Source organism: Rhizobium sp. ZX09 (assembly GCF_017357485.1).
GTDB lineage: Bacteria > Pseudomonadota > Alphaproteobacteria > Rhizobiales > Rhizobiaceae > Agrobacterium > Agrobacterium pusense.
Map to the genome: position 1 here is coordinate 790,869 of NZ_CP031363.1, position 15,392 is coordinate 806,260.

The following is a 15,392-nucleotide window of genomic DNA, read 5'->3' on the forward strand; positions in this document are numbered from 1 at the left end:
GTGGCACGTGCTCCGACAGGTGCTCGTTTCCCGGCGATGCATGAGGTTACGGCCCGGAACGGTAGCCGCGATTCTCATGCCGTGATTTTGAAATGCTGCGCCATTGCGTGAACACCCCGTGGTGCCCGATGTCGCAGAAGACCGATGATTTGGATAAGGGCGGAGCATTGGCGATGAGGCGTGTCGTTATCACCGGTACCGGCATGGTATCTCCTCTTGGATGTGGAACGGAAGTGACCTGGGAACGGCTGTTGGCCGGCCAGAACGGCGCCCGTCTCGTGACTGAATTCGAAGTCGAAGACCTTCCTGCAAAGATCGCCTGCCGCATTCCCGTGGGCGATGGTTCCAACGGCACCTTCAATGCCGATGACTGGATGGAACCCAAGGAACAGCGCAAGATCGATCCCTTCATCCTGTATGGCATGGCTGCCGCCGACATGGCGCTTGCTGATGCAGACTGGCATCCTGAAACCGACGAAGACCAGATCGCAACCGGCGTTCTGATCGGCTCCGGCATTGGTGGTCTGGAAGGCATCGTCGAGGCCGGCTATACGCTGCGCGACAAGGGCCCGCGTCGCATTTCCCCGTTTTTCATTCCCGGCCGCCTGATCAATCTCGTATCCGGCCAGGTTTCCATCCGCCACAAGCTGCGCGGACCGAACCATGCCGTGGTGACGGCCTGCTCGACCGGCGCGCACGCTATCGGCGACGCCGCCCGGTTGATCGCCCTCGGCGATGCCGATGTCATGGTCGCCGGTGGCGCCGAATCGCCGGTCTGCCGCATCGCGCTTGCCGGTTTTGCGGCCTGCAAGGCCCTTTCCACCCAGCACAATGACAATCCGGAAAAAGCCTCGCGCCCTTATGACCGCGACCGCGATGGTTTCGTCATGGGTGAGGGTGCCGGCATCGTCGTTCTGGAAGAGCTGGAGCACGCCAAGGCGCGCGGCGCGAAGATCTATGCGGAAGTGGTCGGTTACGGCCTTTCTGGCGATGCCTATCACATCACGGCGCCGTCCGAAGATGGCGAAGGCGCCTACCGCTGCATGTCGATGGCGCTGAAGCGGGCGGGCCTGACGCCTGACGATATCGACTATATCAATGCCCACGGCACATCCACCATGGCCGATACCATCGAGCTTGGAGCTGTCGAGCGTCTTGTCGGCGAATCGGCCTCGAAGATTTCCATGTCTTCCACCAAGTCGGCCACCGGCCATCTGCTCGGTGCGGCGGGCGCCATAGAGGCGATCTTCGCTACGCTTGCAATCCGCGACAACATCGTTCCGCCGACGCTGAATCTCGACAATCCCGATGTCGAGACCAAGATCGATCTTGTGCCGCACAAGGCGCGCAAGCGGCAGGTCAATGTGGCGCTTTCGAATTCCTTCGGCTTCGGTGGCACAAACGCCTCCCTCGTGCTGCGCCGTTACGAAGCGTAAGTCGCGGCGGCTGTGGCCGTCGCGATGGCGTCCGCGCCGCATACCGTCCCCGGCGGTACGGCGCTCTAATGCCGGACGCTTTAAAAGAATGTTCTTTCCTTAGAAGAACGTGGTTCGGCTTGCGAAAGCCATTCCGGTTTTCGCGCCGATATTGTAGTCATTGATTGGGAGAGTTTGCCGGTCTGCTCGATTTCGGACCACAGGTATCTTTCCCCCATCGGCTTTGTCCGAGGTGATATTCGTGAGGCAGAACAAGAAGGCTTCACGGTGTCTTTATGTGGTGCAGGAAGCCATTCCGAACCTGTTTTTGCCGCATTACCTGCGCAAAAAGCGCTGACAACGCCGAACTGAAAAGGACCGACGGTGAGCGACACGAACCAGAACAGCCAGGGACCATACGGACAAAACGGCGCGGGCGAAGGCAATCGCGGTCCGATCATTCCGAAATCCCCGACGGAAGCCTTGCGGCCGGAAAAGGTGCCGGCGCCGCCGAAGCGCTCCCGCAAGGCCCATGGCCAGCTTGTCATCTTCCTGAACTTCCTGATGACGCTTGCCGTTGCCGTTTGCGTCCTGGCGATCGCCGCCTTTTATTACATGATCAATGCGTTTCAGGAGCCGGGGCCGCTTGAAACGAATACACATTTCACCGTGCGTAATGGTGCCGGTCTCATTGAGATCGCCAATAATCTCGAGCGCAACGACATCATTTCCAACGCACGCGTTTTCCGTCTGATGGCCGGCAGCTATCTGCAAAAGGACCAGACGTTGAAGACCGGCGAATATGAGATCAAGGCCGGCGCATCGATGAAGGACATCCTGATGCTGCTGGAATCGGGCAAGTCGATCCTTTATTCCGTGTCGCTGCCTGAAGGGTTGACGGTCAAGCAGATGTTCGCCCGCCTTGCTGCCGACGAGGTTCTGGATGGTGAACTTCCCGCCACCTTGCCACCGGAGGGTAGTCTGCGTCCGGATACTTACCGCTTCACCCGTGGCACCAAGCGCGAAGAAATCATCAATCAGATGAGCGCGGCGCAGGACAAGCTGATCGACATGATCTGGGAACGGCGTGATCCCGACCTGCCGATCAAGACCGTCGAGGAGTTCGTGACGCTGGCCTCGATCGTCGAAAAGGAAACCGGCAAGGATGACGAGCGCGCCCATGTTGCCTCGGTCTTCTACAACCGCCTGAAAAAGGGCATGCGTCTGCAATCCGACCCGACGATCATCTATGGTCTGTTCGGCGGCGACGGTAAACCTTCGGATAGGCCGATTTATCAATCGGATCTCCAGAAACAGACGCCGTTCAACACTTACGTGATCAAAGGCTTGCCACCATCGCCCATCGCCAATCCCGGCCGGGCCGCACTGGAGGCGGTTGCCAACCCATGGCGCACGGATGATCTTTATTTCGTGGCCGATGGTACGGGCGGTCATGTGTTCGCAAAGACGCTGGACGAGCACAATGCCAATGTGCGCCGCTGGCGCAAAATCGAGGCAGAAAAGGCGGCTGCCGGAGCGAATCCCGAAGTTGTCGTGGATGGTCAGCCCGGTGGTGCAGAGGCGGAAAAACCGGCCAATAACTAACTGATAAATCACGGCCGGGCCTTGTGACCACAAGGCCCGGTTTCGTGCGGCGTGACGGGGGGATTCCATATATGACGTTGCAATCGATGACCGGCTTCGCGCGCAGCGAAGGCACCTCCGGCCGCTACCGCTGGGCGTGGGAATTGCGCTCGGTAAACGGCAAGGGGCTGGATCTGCGCCTGCGTCTGCCTGCCGGTCTGGAAGCCTTGGAAACCGGGCTGAGGGAAATCGCGGGGGCGCATCTTTCCCGCGGCAATATCCAGGCGGGACTGGCGCTCTCAGTTGCCGAGAACCGGCTCGAGGCTGTCATCAATCGCGATGCTCTCGCCGCGGTTCTGGCGCTCAAGAAGGAACTGGGCGATGTCGTCGACGACAAGCCATTGAGCTTCGATACGCTGCTTACGTTGCGCGGTCTGGTCGATTTTCGCGAGGCGGAAGACGATGCGGAGGCGCTGGCTGCGCGCAACGGCGATGTGCTGGCTGGCTTCGCTGTTGCAGTCGAAAAGCTGAAGGACATGCGCGAGCGGGAAGGGGCATCTCTGTTCGCCATCCTTTCCGGTCATATCGACCGGATCGAGCAGCTTGTGAACATCATTGAAAGCGATCCCTCCCGTCACCCGGAGCAGATCGCGGCGAGGCTTGCTCAGCAGATTGCGCTGATTGGCGATGGCATGCACGGGCTTGATCGTGACCGCCTTCATGCCGAGGCGGCGCTGATCGCCACCAAGGCGGATCTGCGCGAAGAGATCGATCGGCTGCATGCCCATGTGCAGGCCTCTCGGGAGCTTTTGGCCAATGGCGGTCCAGCTGGCCGCAAGCTCGATTTTCTTGCACAGGAATTTAACCGTGAGTCGAATACAATCTGTTCCAAATCGAACGCCAGTGCGGTAACCGCAGCAGGTATAGAGCTGAAAGTGGTTATCGACCAGTTCCGCGAGCAGGTCCAAAATCTGGAGTAGACCCATGGCCCCGGTGAATATTTCTCCCGTCACGATCGCCCGCAGGGGGCTGATGCTGGTGATTTCTTCGCCTTCCGGCGCGGGCAAATCCACGATCGCGCGCAACCTGCTTGAGAAAGACAAGAATATCAGCCTTTCCGTCAGCGTCACCACACGCGCTCGCCGGCAGAGCGAGATCGAGGGCATTCACTACCACTTCATCTCCAAGCGCGATTTCGAGCGCATGCGTGATAATGAGGAATTGCTGGAATGGGCCGAGGTTCACGGCAATTTCTACGGCACGCCGCGCGAGCCGGTGGAAGATGCCATGGCCGCCGGCCGCGACATGCTGTTCGACATCGACTGGCAGGGTGCCGAGCAGTTGCAGGACAAGATGAAGGCAGACGTGGTCTCGATCTTCATCCTGCCGCCGACCATGACCGAACTGCAATCGCGCCTGCACCGCCGCGCCGAAGACACCGAAGAGGTGATCAAGACCCGGCTTCTCAATTCCCGCGCCGAAATCGAGCACTGGCGCGACTATGACTACGTCATTCTCAATGACGACCTGCAGGCCGCTTTCGAGGCCGTCGAAGCAATCGTCAAAGCCGAACGCGTCCGCCGAGACCGCCGCCATGGCATGTTCGATTTCGTGCGGGCTTTGCTGGAGGAAGAGCCGAAGCTCTGATTTATGCGATGAGTCCGCGCGCCAGCCATCGCCGTGACAATCGCTCGTCCGCCGCGTCTTCCGCCCAGCCATGACCTGTATTGATCGTTTCGAGCACGGCATCAGCGCCGGCTGAGACCAGTTGCTCGGCCAAATGCGGAGCGTCGGAGGGGTGTCGCCGGTCGTCGTTGACGCCTGCAAGCAGAAGTACGGGGTACCCCGCGAGGTTCGGAAGAGGCTGGTCTTTTCTCGGAGACAACGGACGAAGCAGGATGGCGCCTTTCGACAGATGATGCGCCCGGCACATGGTTTCAGCCGCGATGATCGCGCCGTTCGAGTATCCGACGAGAAGGGGTTCTTGCGCCGTCTGCTGACATACAAAGGCAACGAAGCCGCACAGTCTGGTCGCCTGATGTTTCAGATCGTCGATATCGAGTTCTCTGTCGGGTTTTCTGCGAAAAAATGCGAAACCATTCTCCCAGGGAACCGCGCCCCTCGGCGCATATAACGCACCCTTGGGAAAGACGGCGCGGCCAAAAGAAATGAGGTCGTCTTCCGTTCGTCCCGATCCATGCAGCAAGATGACAGCGCAATCCGGCGTTTCAGCGGGAATATCAAGCTTATAGTGAAAACCGGCATTCTCCACGCACTTGCTCCTCCATTCGCAGGTGTCCAGGAACCGTTGCTTCCGTTCGGAACGGCGAACATCTGCCAGATGTTACAGGCAATTCGCCAGTGTCACGAATTCCTCCACTGAGAGCGTTTCCGCCCGGCGCGTGGGATCGATACCAGCCTTTTCAAGCAGCGCCTCGCCGCCAAGGCTTTTCACGCTCTGGCGCAACATCTTGCGGCGCTGACCGAAGGCGGCTTCGGTCACTTTTTCGAGCTTGGCGACGTCGCAGGGCAGCGGCTTGTCCTTCGGCAGCAGATGCACGACGGTGGAGGTTACCTTCGGTGGCGGGCTGAAGGCCTGTGGCGGGACATCGAAGGCCATTTCGGCAACCGTACGCCAGCCGGCGAGAACGCCAAGGCGGCCATAATGGTTGTCGCCTTCTTCCGCCACGATGCGCTGCCCGACTTCCTTCTGGAACATCAGCGTCATGGAGAGCCAGAAGGGTGGCCATTGCTTCGGCAGAAGCCAATTGACCAGCAATTGCGTGCCGACATTGTAAGGCAGGTTGGCGATGATGCGCACCGGCTCGCCGACGGGGACCAGAGCCTCGAAATCGGTCTGCAGGGCGTCTCCCTCTATGACCTCAAGCCGTCCGGGATAATGCGCCTCGATTTCCGCGAGCGCTGGCAGGCAGCGACTGTCCCGTTCGACGGCGATGACCTTTTTCGCCCCGAGCGAAAGAATAGCGCGGGTGAGGCCGCCGGGACCGGGCCCGACCTCAATGACAGTCACGCCTTCGAGCGGTCCCGCCGTTCTGGCGATCTTCTGGGTAAGGTTGAGGTCGAACAGGAAGTTCTGTCCGAGCGATTTCTTCGCATCGAGCCCATGACGCTGGATGACGTCCCGTAGCGGTGGTAGTCCGTCGATGGCCGCCATTATGCGCCGGCCCGGCTGCGGAGGGAAATGTCCGCCGCCATCTTGAGTGCCGCCACGAGGCTCGCCTCATTGGCGATGCCCTGGCCGGCAATACCAAAGGCAGTGCCATGGTCTGGCGAGGTGCGGATGAAGGGCAGCCCGAGTGTGACGTTGACCGAATCGTCGAAGCCCAGCGCCTTGGCGGGAATGAGCGCCTGATCGTGATACATGCACACTGCCACGTCATAACGCTTGCGGGCGGCATCGTGGAACATGGTGTCGGCGGGCAGGGGACCGAACGCATCGATCCCGTCCTTGCGCAGCCGCATGGTCGCGGGGTGAACGATATCGCGATCCTCCGTGCCGAGTGCGCCGTCTTCACCCGCGTGCGGGTTCAGCCCGGCAACCGCCAGACGCGGAGCCTCAATGCCGAATTTCCGTCGCAGATCGGCATCGATGATCCGGCAGGTCGTGACGATCAACTCTTCCGTCAGCGCGGCCGGCACGTCTTTCACGGGAATATGGATCGTCACCGGCACGACACGGACCTTGGGGCCGGCGATCATCATGACAGGCGTGACTTGTTCACCGGTCTGGCGCAAGGCGAGATCAGCCAGAAACTCCGTATGACCGGGGAAACCGAAGCCAGCCTCGTAAAGCACCGATTTTGCGATGGGATTGGTGACAACGGCCGCAGCCTTGCCCTCGACCGTCAGCGAAACGGCGGTTTCGATGGCCTTGATTGTGGCATGGGCAGCGCCGACATGCGGTTGCCCCGCCTGCACGTCGAAGCCGACGGGAAGAGGTAAGATCGGAAACGCGTTTTCGAAAAGGCCAACGGCACTGTCCGCATCGCAGGTCTCGATATTGAGCGGCACGCCGATCAGCGCCGCGCGGCTTGCCACCACATCGGGGTCGCCGATGAAGATGAAGGGGGACACACCGTTTTCCCGGCGCTTCGCCCAGGCGGTAATGGCGATATCGGGGCCGATACCGGCTGGATCTCCCTGTGTCAGGGCAAGCGGCAGGGATGCATATGTCACGGAAAGACCCGGCTCTTGTATCAATATCAGGTGTTGACGATCTGCGCCTTCTTGCGCAGCTCATCCATGTATTTCTTTTCGTTCGGGTTTTCGCCTTCCTTGGCCTTCATCAGGTCTTCGGACTTGAACACCATTTCCGCCGCATAGTCGTCGGAAACCTGGCGCTGCTTGCAGATGGCCAGATATTCGACGCCCTTTTCGGTCACGCGTGTGCCGGTGGTGCCGCCTTCCTTGGTCTTTTCTACCAGAGCCTTCCAGTCTTCCGGCAACTCAGGCGCCAGAATGCGGCCGAGGTCCTTGATTGCCACATCGCGCATGGTCGCGGCAAAGCTCATCGCCTGGTCGCAGCCGGGATAACGTTTGCGCGAGGCTTCAGCCTCAGCCTTGCGCTTGCCGGTGATGGCGTTGCGCTTTGCTTCCGGGATAACGAAGATAACCTGCTGCAGGAAATATTCCGTGGTGACCGGTTTGTCGCCTCGCTCCTTCAGGCGGGTGACCAGATCTTGCGTTGACATCTTGCCGCGCGCGCCATAACGGGCGTTCACAAGGCGCGGCCAACTCATCTGAACAGCGATGAAGGCCTTGAAGTGGTCCGCGCCAACGCCCGCCTGCGCCAGCACCTTCGTCAACTGCTCCGGCTTCATCTTGTTGTTGCCGGCAAATCGCGCGAAGGCAGCATCGACATCCTCCGTACTGACCGACATTTTGACGCGGGCGATTTCTTCGCGCTTCAGCGCTTCATCGACAAGCTGCTCACGCGCCTTTTCATTGAGGTTGCCGGACTGGCGCTGCAACTTCAGGAAGGCGACACGCTTGGAAATGTCGTCATTGGTGATCGGGGTCTTGTTGACGACGATCTTCACGGTGTTATCGGCAAAGGCCTGACCGGCATAAGGCACGATGGCCATGGGAACGGCGAATATCGCAAAGGCAAAAGCAGCGCCACGCAAAGCCGACTTTCCGAAATTCATCATATCCTTCTCCCTTTCGTCAGGCAGGGTCCTGTTGCCCTGTCCCGCCAATCTGTTCGTCTGGTAACAGGGATTTTGCCTTCCCCCGCCTTTCAGACCTGCACATGTGCATCCGCACCGCGAATTTGCCACGTATATATCATCGTGATCCGCAAAACGGCAATGTGTCGGTTTGTTGAAAGAAACCCGATACTGTCATGCCGGGTCGACACTGGCGCGTTGTTGCGGCAAAACCGTGACTACTACTGGTCTGATAGCAAAAAGGCAGGCCACAATGCTGTGCGGCCCGCCTTTAAACTCAGTAATTGTTCGGCTTCCAGCCAATATCCATGTCGTTCCAGTCTTCGTTCGCGGAGCCGACGCTGATATCGCCAAGGGTACGGAAGGCAAGACGGGCATTGATCGACCAGTCATTGGCGGCCTGGCGGCTGGAGTTGATGTTGCCTTCGTCGGAATAGCTGACCGTCAAGATCGTGCATTCATCCTGATAGGCGATACCAATCCGGCGTTCGGCGGCAAACTTGCCGTTCAGATCGTAGTTGATCGAGCCGAACAGCGACCAGTTATCGTCCATGCGCAGTGAACCGGATGCCTGGATGATATCGCGGTCTTCGTTATAGCCGTATTTCGGCTGCGCCTTGACCTGCGTATAGCTGAGCCTGCCGTTGATGCGGCGATCCGAATAGCTGATGCCCGTTTCAGACCGGTTGATTTCGAAATTGTCCTTGTCGAGACGCAGGCTCGAGGACAGCGAAAGACCGATAGGTGCATCGAATGCAGCCATGGCGACATAATCCGAACGATCGGATTCGAGGCCGGAATCGGCGCCGACATTCAGAAGATCATAGGAGGCGAAGGAATTATCGCCAGCGAGATGGAAGGACTGGCCAGCAATGGCGCGAACACCGTAACCATTGTCGAAAGTACCGTTGTAACGGAAGCCGAGATTGGCTCGTGTGCCGCCTTCGATCCGGTCGAAGCCCGAAAATTTGTCGCGCTCAAACAGGTTTGTGGCGTCGAACACAAAGGCTTGTGAGTCCTCGTTCGGGAAACGACCGGAATATTGCTCGTTCGGCCGCACGAAAATCTGCGCGATGGGTTCGATCACGTGGCTGCTGTTGAGAGCCGTGAACAGCCAGGGATAACGCACCTCAAGGCCACCGGTGACCATGCCGCGCAAGGCAGCATCGTCATGGATCATGCCTTCATAGGCATAGGATGTGCCGCCGGAGGTGAAGCTTGCCGCAGTCATGTCGGTCCACAACGCGTCGCCGCGCGCCGCAAGGATCGGCGTGATCTGAAGACCGCTATCCATCGTGATGGTGCGCTTCCATTCCGCTTCCGTGGTCCAGCGCGTGTAAGAGCCTTCCAGACCGTTGAAGCGCGGGAAGCCGCCCATCGCGTAGGAATCCTGCGTCGAACGGCTGATGCTCGTGAAGTTCGTAGTCAGCGAGAGCTCGCCGCCATAGATCGGATCCGGCAGGAAGTAACGATAGTCAACGACCGGATGAACGATCGCCTGCTTACGTTCCTTGAGCTCGGAATTATCCGTGTCCTGAACGTTGAAGTAATAACCGCGGGCGTCGAAGCTGTTACGTTCGCCAGTGCCTGTCAGATAAATCTGATTGGTCTGGACGTCGTTCTTGTAGCCTTTCAGGCTGTAGGTACGCGAAAAATTGTTATCCGACTGCACCATGGCGTCCCAGCCGAAGGCCCAGCGCGGGTTGATGCTGAAATCGCCCTTGCTGGCAACCATGCCGCGCTGATCGTTCAGCGCGTCACTCGTTCCGGCAATGAACGTATCCGAGGACTGCTGGCTGATGCCGGCGATCGTCAGCGTGTGCATGCCGGTTTCGAAACGCTGGCGCAACTCGGCCTGAAGAAGCAGGCCCTGTTTTGTGTAGTAGGTCGGTGTGACCGTGAGGTCGGACGTATCGGAAAGAACCTGGAAATAGGGGACACCGATACCGAAGCCGAGCTTGTTGGTCATGCTCATCTGCGGGAACAGGAAGCCCGATTTCCGCTTCACCGTATTGTCTGGCACCGTCAGGAACGGGATATAGGCGATCGAATGGCCGAAAAGCTGTAGACGTGCTTTTTCCAGCCGCACCGTATGGGTCTTGCCGTCCTGAATGACGCGCTCGGCCTTGACCTGCCACAGCGGCGCCTTTTCCGGGCGCTCGGCGCAGGGCAGACACGCGGTGTAGACACCGTTGTTGAGGACCATCAGGTCGCCTTCAAGGCGCTCGGCGCTTTCCCCGGCAATACGGGTATTGTCCGTGGTCTCGACGCGCAATGCGTTGACGAAGCCCTGACCGAAGTCGTCGGTCACGTCCATCTCGTCGGCATAGATCTTGTTACCGCCCGGCTCGATCAGCTCGATGTTGCCATGGGCGACCACGCGACCGGTCTGCTGGTTATATTCCACTTGCTGGGCCACCATACGGTAGCCCGAATATTTCATGCGAACCACGCCCTTCGCGATGACGCGCTGGGAATCGCGGTTATAGGTCAGTTCATTTGCTGTAAGCAGGAGTTTCGAATCGTCTTGGCTTGCCGACGCAAGCAAACCATCCTGGCCGAAAGCGACCGGGCTGGATGCCAAATACGCGCACACAGCGGCACCTGTCAGAAGGGCCGTCCAAAGCCGCCTGATATTCCCGCGGTCAATTACCGCCACTTAGCCGTCCTCCTGATGAAGCAGAATGGTTGCCCCCAAAGCCAACGCCACGATGACTGGAACCCAGACCGCGACGGTGGGAGGGACAACACCACCACTCCCGAATGCCCTTACGAGCACGGTTACTACATAAAGCACGAAGCCGGAAACGATTCCACCCAGAATCACAGAGCGCGACTGGGCGAAGCGGCTGAACTTTAATGAAACGGTCGCGGCGATCAAGGTCATCGCAACCAGAAGCAGGGGCGTCGATAGCAGGAAATGATACTGCGTCTCAAGCGCCTTTGAAGATAGTCCAAAGGACTTTGCAACTTCGATCTTGTGAGAAAGGTCAAAGAAAGCAACGGTTTCCGTCTGCGTCATGCGCTCTTGGACGAATTCCCGTCTCAGATTGGTACTGATCTGCATGCTCTCTTGCCGAACTGGCACATGTCCGGCCCGCGTTTCAGAAACGCCGTTAAGAAGCCAGTAACCATCTTCCAATTTAGCCGACTTCGCATCCTTCCGCGAGACGATGTTTCCGTCCTTGTCGAGGTCGATGAGAACCACGTCGAGAAGCATCGTTCCGTTGTCTTCGAAGCTCTTGGCGCCGATGATCGTATCCTGGCCGCCGCTCGACTGGCGCATCCACGGAATGATCTGCTGCTGGCGTCCGCCGCCCGCTTCGTTTCGCAGGCCGGCTTCCATGGCGAGCGACTTGTTCTGGCCCCACGCTGCGATGGGGTTCAGGACAGTGACCGACAGGATGCCGATGAGGACCGCGCCGAGCACGAAGGGGAGAATGAACTGCCAGGCGGAAATGCCGGCGGCGCGCGTCACGACCAGTTCGTAGCGCCGGTTGAGCGAGATCAGCGTCGTCATGCCGACGAACAGCGCAATGAATGGTATGGTCTGCTGCAGGATCAACGGCAGGCGAAGCGCTGTCAGGCCAAGCGCGGCCGGAACGGAATAGCCGGGCAGGCCGGACATGCGCCGCGCCGTTTCGCTGAAGTCGGCAAGGTAAATGATCGAGGATACGCCGATCACGAACCAGATGGCCGTGATGAGATATCGTTTCAGGAAGTACCGGGCGAGCGTGTTGAAGATCATGCGTTGCCGCTCCCCGAATTGCGCGCCAGCCGGCTGGAGAAGAGACGGCGCAACCGGCCCGCCGCATCGGTTACCATCCTCGGCATTTTCGGTTTACGGCCGGTGATCAGCACGAAGGCGGCCGCAGCACCGCTGAGGCCCGGAACGGCATAGACCAGAGGAATGAAGGCTGCGCTCTGCTTCACCTGGTTCGTGACGTAAAAACCGAGCCAGCGAAGCACGAAAGCCGTCACCAGCGCCGCGACCATCGGATGCATGCGCGCCTCGCGGTGCGAACGGGCGTCGGCGGCGATGACCAGCGATATCAGCGCAAAAGAAAAGGCGAACATCCAGTCCGACAGTCGCTTGTGCAATTCGCTGCGGAACGTCTCCGGCGAGCGCTTGTAGCTCGCATTGTTTTCATCGGGCGAGAGAAGGAAACCGAGGCTGGCGTCGCCCGGAGAGAGCGAAGGCTCCGAATCCTGCTTTTCCGACATGGTCGAAAGGTCGAAGGCATAGGACAGGAACTTGACGATCGAGACCTTGCCGTCAGGCGTCTTCTGCTGCACCTCGCCGTCGCGCATGGTGAGCGACGTACCGCTTTCGTCGATCATGCCTTCCTTGGCATAATAAATGAGATCGAAATTCGGATCGCGGCGGTCGGCAACGAACAGTCCCTTGAGAATACGGCCCTGCCGTTGGGCAATCTGCACGTAAAGGCCGTCCTGGATGGTACGGAACGTCTTCTCCTCGATCACGGAGGAGAGAAGGTCGGCATAGGCCGCAGCCACCATCTGCCGGGCCGAACTGCGGGCAGGCGGCTCGACGAAATTGGTGATGGTGAAGGAAAGCGCGCTCAGGACGGCGGCCAGAATGAGAACCGGGCGATACATGATCGAACGCGGAGATCCGGCCGCATCGATGATCGCGAGCTCGGAATCATTGTTCATCGTCGTGAAAATCTGGGTGATGCCGATGACGAGCGCGAAAGGCAGCACGACGGGAATGAGCGTCGGCAGGATCATCGTCGCGAGCGCCATGAAGGAACCCATCGACTGGCCCGTATCGGTCACGAGATTGATTCTCTGGAGAACCTGGATGGTCCAGATGATGGCCAGCACCGGCAACAGCGCGACCAGAAACATCTGCGTTGTCCGCCGCAGGATATAGTTCTCGAGAAGCTTCATACGGCCCTGTTCGACATTGTTTTTCCCTGCGATCGCTCGCCGAGTTTCCGCCTATCTAATCGCATCGTTTGCAATTGGCTATTCCGGCAGGCTCACAAATATGTTTTGCGCGACAATTTTTCCGCCGCCTGTGTCTTTTTGTGGAACAAGCTGTCGGTTTCATGACGGGAGTTCGCATTCACTAAAAATGCATTTCCTTTAACGGCTGTGGGGCTTTAAAGAATGCGGGGTTGCGCCCGGGCCGAAAAGGCCATGATCATGCGCATCGTGCAAGTCGTAGAAGAAGAGCAGGAAAACATGTCCGCCAAATTCGATATATCTTTCGCCAATTCCGCCTCGCTGGAAAATGCCCTGGCCGTGATGCTGCAGGCCTCGGGTGATGCGAAGGCCGTCGCCGGTGCTTCCGAAGCCGATCCGGGTGGTGTGATCGAAAGGGCGGCGAAGATCGCGGGCTTTTCCGCAAAATCCATGACGACGCTCGATGTTATCGCGCCGCAGGGTTCCGCTGCCGACCGCCTGCTGGTCATCGGAATCGGAAAGCCGTCGAAGCTGGTCGCCCATGACTGGCTGCGTGCCGGCGGTACGGCGGCTGCCCATTTCAAGAAGGCGGACAAGGTCGTTGTCTATCTCGATGCGCCGGGCGTAGAGGTTGGCGCTCAGGCGGCCGCGGATTTCGCGCTTGGTGTTCTGCTGCGCGCCTACAGCTTCGATGCCTACAAGACAAAGAAAAAGTCCGAGGACGAAAAGACGCCGAAGAAGGTGGAGATCATCATCGTCACAGCCGCCCATCAGGAAGCGGAAAAGGCTTTTGCCGTCTCCGAAGCGGTTGCGGGCGGCGTTATACTGGCGCGCGATCTCGTCAACCTCCCTCCGAACGTTCTTGGCCCGGTCGAATTCGCCGAAAAGGCGGAAGAGTTGCGCAAGCTCGGCGTCGAGGTGGAGGTCCTTGGCGAAAAGGAACTGAAGAAGCTTGGCATGAATGCGCTTCTCGGCGTGGCGCAGGGTTCGGCCCGTCCGCCGCGGCTTGCGGTCATGCAATGGAACGGCGGCTCCAAAAAAGATGAACCCGTTGCCTTTGTCGGCAAGGGGGTCGTTTTCGATACCGGTGGCATTTCGCTGAAGCCCGGCCTCAACATGGAAGACATGAAGGGTGACATGGGTGGTGCTGCAGCCGTAACCGGCTTGATGCATGCACTTGCGGCCCGCAAGGCCAAGGCAAACGTTATCGGTGTCATCGGCCTTGTCGAGAACATGCCTGATGGCAACGCCCAGCGCCCCGGCGACATCGTGACTTCCATGTCCGGCCAGACCATCGAGATCATCAATACTGACGCCGAAGGCCGGCTGGTTCTGGCCGATGCGCTCTGGTACACCAGGGAGCGTTTCAATCCGAAATTCATGATCAATCTCGCAACACTGACGGGCGCGATCACCGTGGCGCTCGGCAATCTGCGGGCCGGATTGTTCTCCAACGACGATGAACTGGCAACGCGGCTTTCGCAGGCCGGCGAGGTGACGGCTGAAAAACTGTGGCGCATGCCGCTCCACAAGGATTACGACAAGATCATCGATTCCAAATTTGCCGACATGAAAAACAGCTCGGGCCGCCTGGCGGGCTCCGTCACCGCTGCGCAGTTCCTCAAGCGCTTCGTGGGTGAAACGCCGTGGGCGCATCTCGATATCGCCGGGACAGCCATGGGCTCGCCGCTGACCGAGATCAACCAGTCCTGGGGCTCGGGTTACGGCGTGCGTCTTCTGAACGAACTCGTTCGCGCCCATTACGAAGATTGAGACGAGCGGAGCGGCACGCCAGCGCATGACTGAAATTCTGTTCTATCACCTGACGGAATCGAAGCTGGAGGACGCGCTGCCGCCCCTGCTCGAGAAATCGCTGGAACGCGGCTGGAAGGTCGCGGTCCAGACAGTGGGCGAGGAGCGCCGGGACTTCCTCGACACGCATCTCTGGACGTTCCGCGACGACAGCTTCCTTCCGCACGCCACCGACACTTCGCCAGTACCGCAAAACCAGCCGATTCTCCTGACGGCATCGGACGGGAACGCCAACGCCGCGAGTGTTCGTTTTCTCGTCGATGGCGCCGAGCCCCCGGCAGTGGAGACTTATGAACGCATCGTCTTCATGTTCGACGGATACGATGCCTACCAAACCGAAATGGCGCGAAACCACTGGAAAAGGCTGAAAACGGAGGGGCATTCGCTGACCTACTGGCAGCAATCGCCGGAAGGGCGCTGGCAGAAAAAGGCATGACCCGTCCCCCGTCTGACTACCTTT

Annotated in this window: 13 protein-coding genes; 6 read left to right on the plus strand and 7 right to left on the minus strand. The window is 59.2% G+C overall.

What is annotated here, in order from left to right; translation table 11 throughout:
* Positions 1-173 precede the first annotated feature (173 nt).
* The 4 genes from fabF (at position 174) to gmk (ending at position 4,646) form a co-directional block, all read left to right on the plus strand.
* A complete protein-coding gene (gene fabF, locus BTN45_RS03860) occupies positions 174-1,436 on the plus strand; it encodes a beta-ketoacyl-ACP synthase II (protein WP_004441057.1) in 1,263 nt (420 codons plus the stop codon).
* A gap of 363 nt (positions 1,437-1,799) precedes the next feature.
* Positions 1,800-3,020: an endolytic transglycosylase MltG gene (gene mltG, locus BTN45_RS03865; RefSeq protein ID WP_004441060.1), complete on the plus strand. Its 1,221-nt coding sequence runs from the start codon at positions 1,800-1,802 to the stop codon at positions 3,018-3,020.
* A gap of 71 nt (positions 3,021-3,091) precedes the next feature.
* Positions 3,092-3,979, plus strand: a complete 888-nt coding sequence (locus BTN45_RS03870; protein ID WP_006700159.1) for a YicC/YloC family endoribonuclease — start codon at positions 3,092-3,094, stop codon at positions 3,977-3,979.
* Between the two features lie 4 nt (positions 3,980-3,983).
* Complete coding sequence (gene gmk, locus BTN45_RS03875) at positions 3,984-4,646, plus strand: guanylate kinase (RefSeq protein ID WP_004441063.1); 663 nt, start codon at positions 3,984-3,986, stop codon at positions 4,644-4,646.
* Between the two features lies 1 nt (position 4,647).
* Here the strand turns inward: gmk and BTN45_RS03880 are convergent, their stop codons facing one another.
* From BTN45_RS03880 to BTN45_RS03910, 7 genes are all read right to left on the minus strand, one after another.
* Positions 4,648-5,271, minus strand: a complete 624-nt coding sequence (locus BTN45_RS03880; RefSeq protein ID WP_184285389.1) for an alpha/beta hydrolase — start codon at positions 5,269-5,271, stop codon at positions 4,648-4,650.
* Between the two features lie 72 nt (positions 5,272-5,343).
* Positions 5,344-6,174 (minus strand): 16S rRNA (adenine(1518)-N(6)/adenine(1519)-N(6))-dimethyltransferase RsmA, encoded by an 831-nt coding sequence (gene rsmA / locus BTN45_RS03885; RefSeq protein ID WP_004441067.1) that lies wholly within the window; start codon positions 6,172-6,174, stop codon positions 5,344-5,346.
* On the minus strand, positions 6,174-7,196 hold the full coding sequence (gene pdxA, locus BTN45_RS03890; RefSeq protein ID WP_112555163.1) for a 4-hydroxythreonine-4-phosphate dehydrogenase PdxA: 1,023 nt from the start codon (positions 7,194-7,196) through the stop codon (positions 6,174-6,176). The genes rsmA and pdxA overlap by 1 nt, the downstream gene beginning before the upstream one ends.
* Before the next feature lie 26 nt (positions 7,197-7,222).
* Positions 7,223-8,170: a peptidylprolyl isomerase gene (locus BTN45_RS03895; protein ID WP_006700162.1), complete on the minus strand. Its 948-nt coding sequence runs from the start codon at positions 8,168-8,170 to the stop codon at positions 7,223-7,225.
* A gap of 295 nt (positions 8,171-8,465) precedes the next feature.
* The gene (locus tag BTN45_RS03900; protein WP_022555938.1) at positions 8,466-10,847 is read right to left on the minus strand and encodes an LPS assembly protein LptD; all 2,382 of its coding nucleotides are present in this window, start codon (positions 10,845-10,847) and stop codon (positions 8,466-8,468) included.
* Entirely contained in the window at positions 10,848-11,936 is a 1,089-nt protein-coding gene (lptG, locus tag BTN45_RS03905; RefSeq protein ID WP_004441073.1) for an LPS export ABC transporter permease LptG, read from the minus strand.
* Entirely contained in the window at positions 11,933-13,102 is a 1,170-nt protein-coding gene (locus BTN45_RS03910; RefSeq protein WP_004441075.1) for an LptF/LptG family permease, read from the minus strand. The genes lptG and BTN45_RS03910 overlap by 4 nt, the downstream gene beginning before the upstream one ends.
* Before the next feature lie 297 nt (positions 13,103-13,399).
* Here BTN45_RS03910 and BTN45_RS03915 point away from each other — a divergent pair, with 297 nt between their 5' ends.
* Both BTN45_RS03915 and BTN45_RS03920 read left to right on the plus strand, forming a co-directional pair.
* On the plus strand, positions 13,400-14,893 hold the full coding sequence (locus BTN45_RS03915; protein ID WP_207589629.1) for a leucyl aminopeptidase: 1,494 nt from the start codon (positions 13,400-13,402) through the stop codon (positions 14,891-14,893).
* A 25-nt stretch (positions 14,894-14,918) separates the two neighbouring features.
* Positions 14,919-15,368, plus strand: a complete 450-nt coding sequence (locus BTN45_RS03920) for a DNA polymerase III subunit chi (protein ID WP_207589027.1) — start codon at positions 14,919-14,921, stop codon at positions 15,366-15,368.
* The last annotated feature ends 24 nt before the right edge of the window (positions 15,369-15,392 follow it).

What these genes read in the sequence shown, in the direction of transcription:
- fabF (WP_004441057.1), top strand. Translation starts at nt 174, where the DNA reads ATGAGGCGTGTCGTTATCACCGGTACCGGCATGGTATCTCCTCTTGGA.
- BTN45_RS03870 (WP_006700159.1), top strand. Translation starts at nt 3,092, where the DNA reads ATGACGTTGCAATCGATGACCGGCTTCGCGCGCAGCGAAGGCACCTCC.
- gmk (WP_004441063.1), top strand. Translation starts at nt 3,984, where the DNA reads ATGGCCCCGGTGAATATTTCTCCCGTCACGATCGCCCGCAGGGGGCTG.
- rsmA (WP_004441067.1), bottom strand. Translation starts at nt 6,174, where the DNA reads ATGGCGGCCATCGACGGACTACCACCGCTACGGGACGTCATCCAGCGT.
- BTN45_RS03895 (WP_006700162.1), bottom strand. Translation starts at nt 8,170, where the DNA reads ATGATGAATTTCGGAAAGTCGGCTTTGCGTGGCGCTGCTTTTGCCTTT.
- lptG (WP_004441073.1), bottom strand. Translation starts at nt 11,936, where the DNA reads ATGATCTTCAACACGCTCGCCCGGTACTTCCTGAAACGATATCTCATC.
- BTN45_RS03910 (WP_004441075.1), bottom strand. Translation starts at nt 13,102, where the DNA reads ATGAAGCTTCTCGAGAACTATATCCTGCGGCGGACAACGCAGATGTTT.
- BTN45_RS03915 (WP_207589629.1), top strand. Translation starts at nt 13,400, where the DNA reads ATGTCCGCCAAATTCGATATATCTTTCGCCAATTCCGCCTCGCTGGAA.
- BTN45_RS03920 (WP_207589027.1), top strand. Translation starts at nt 14,919, where the DNA reads ATGACTGAAATTCTGTTCTATCACCTGACGGAATCGAAGCTGGAGGAC.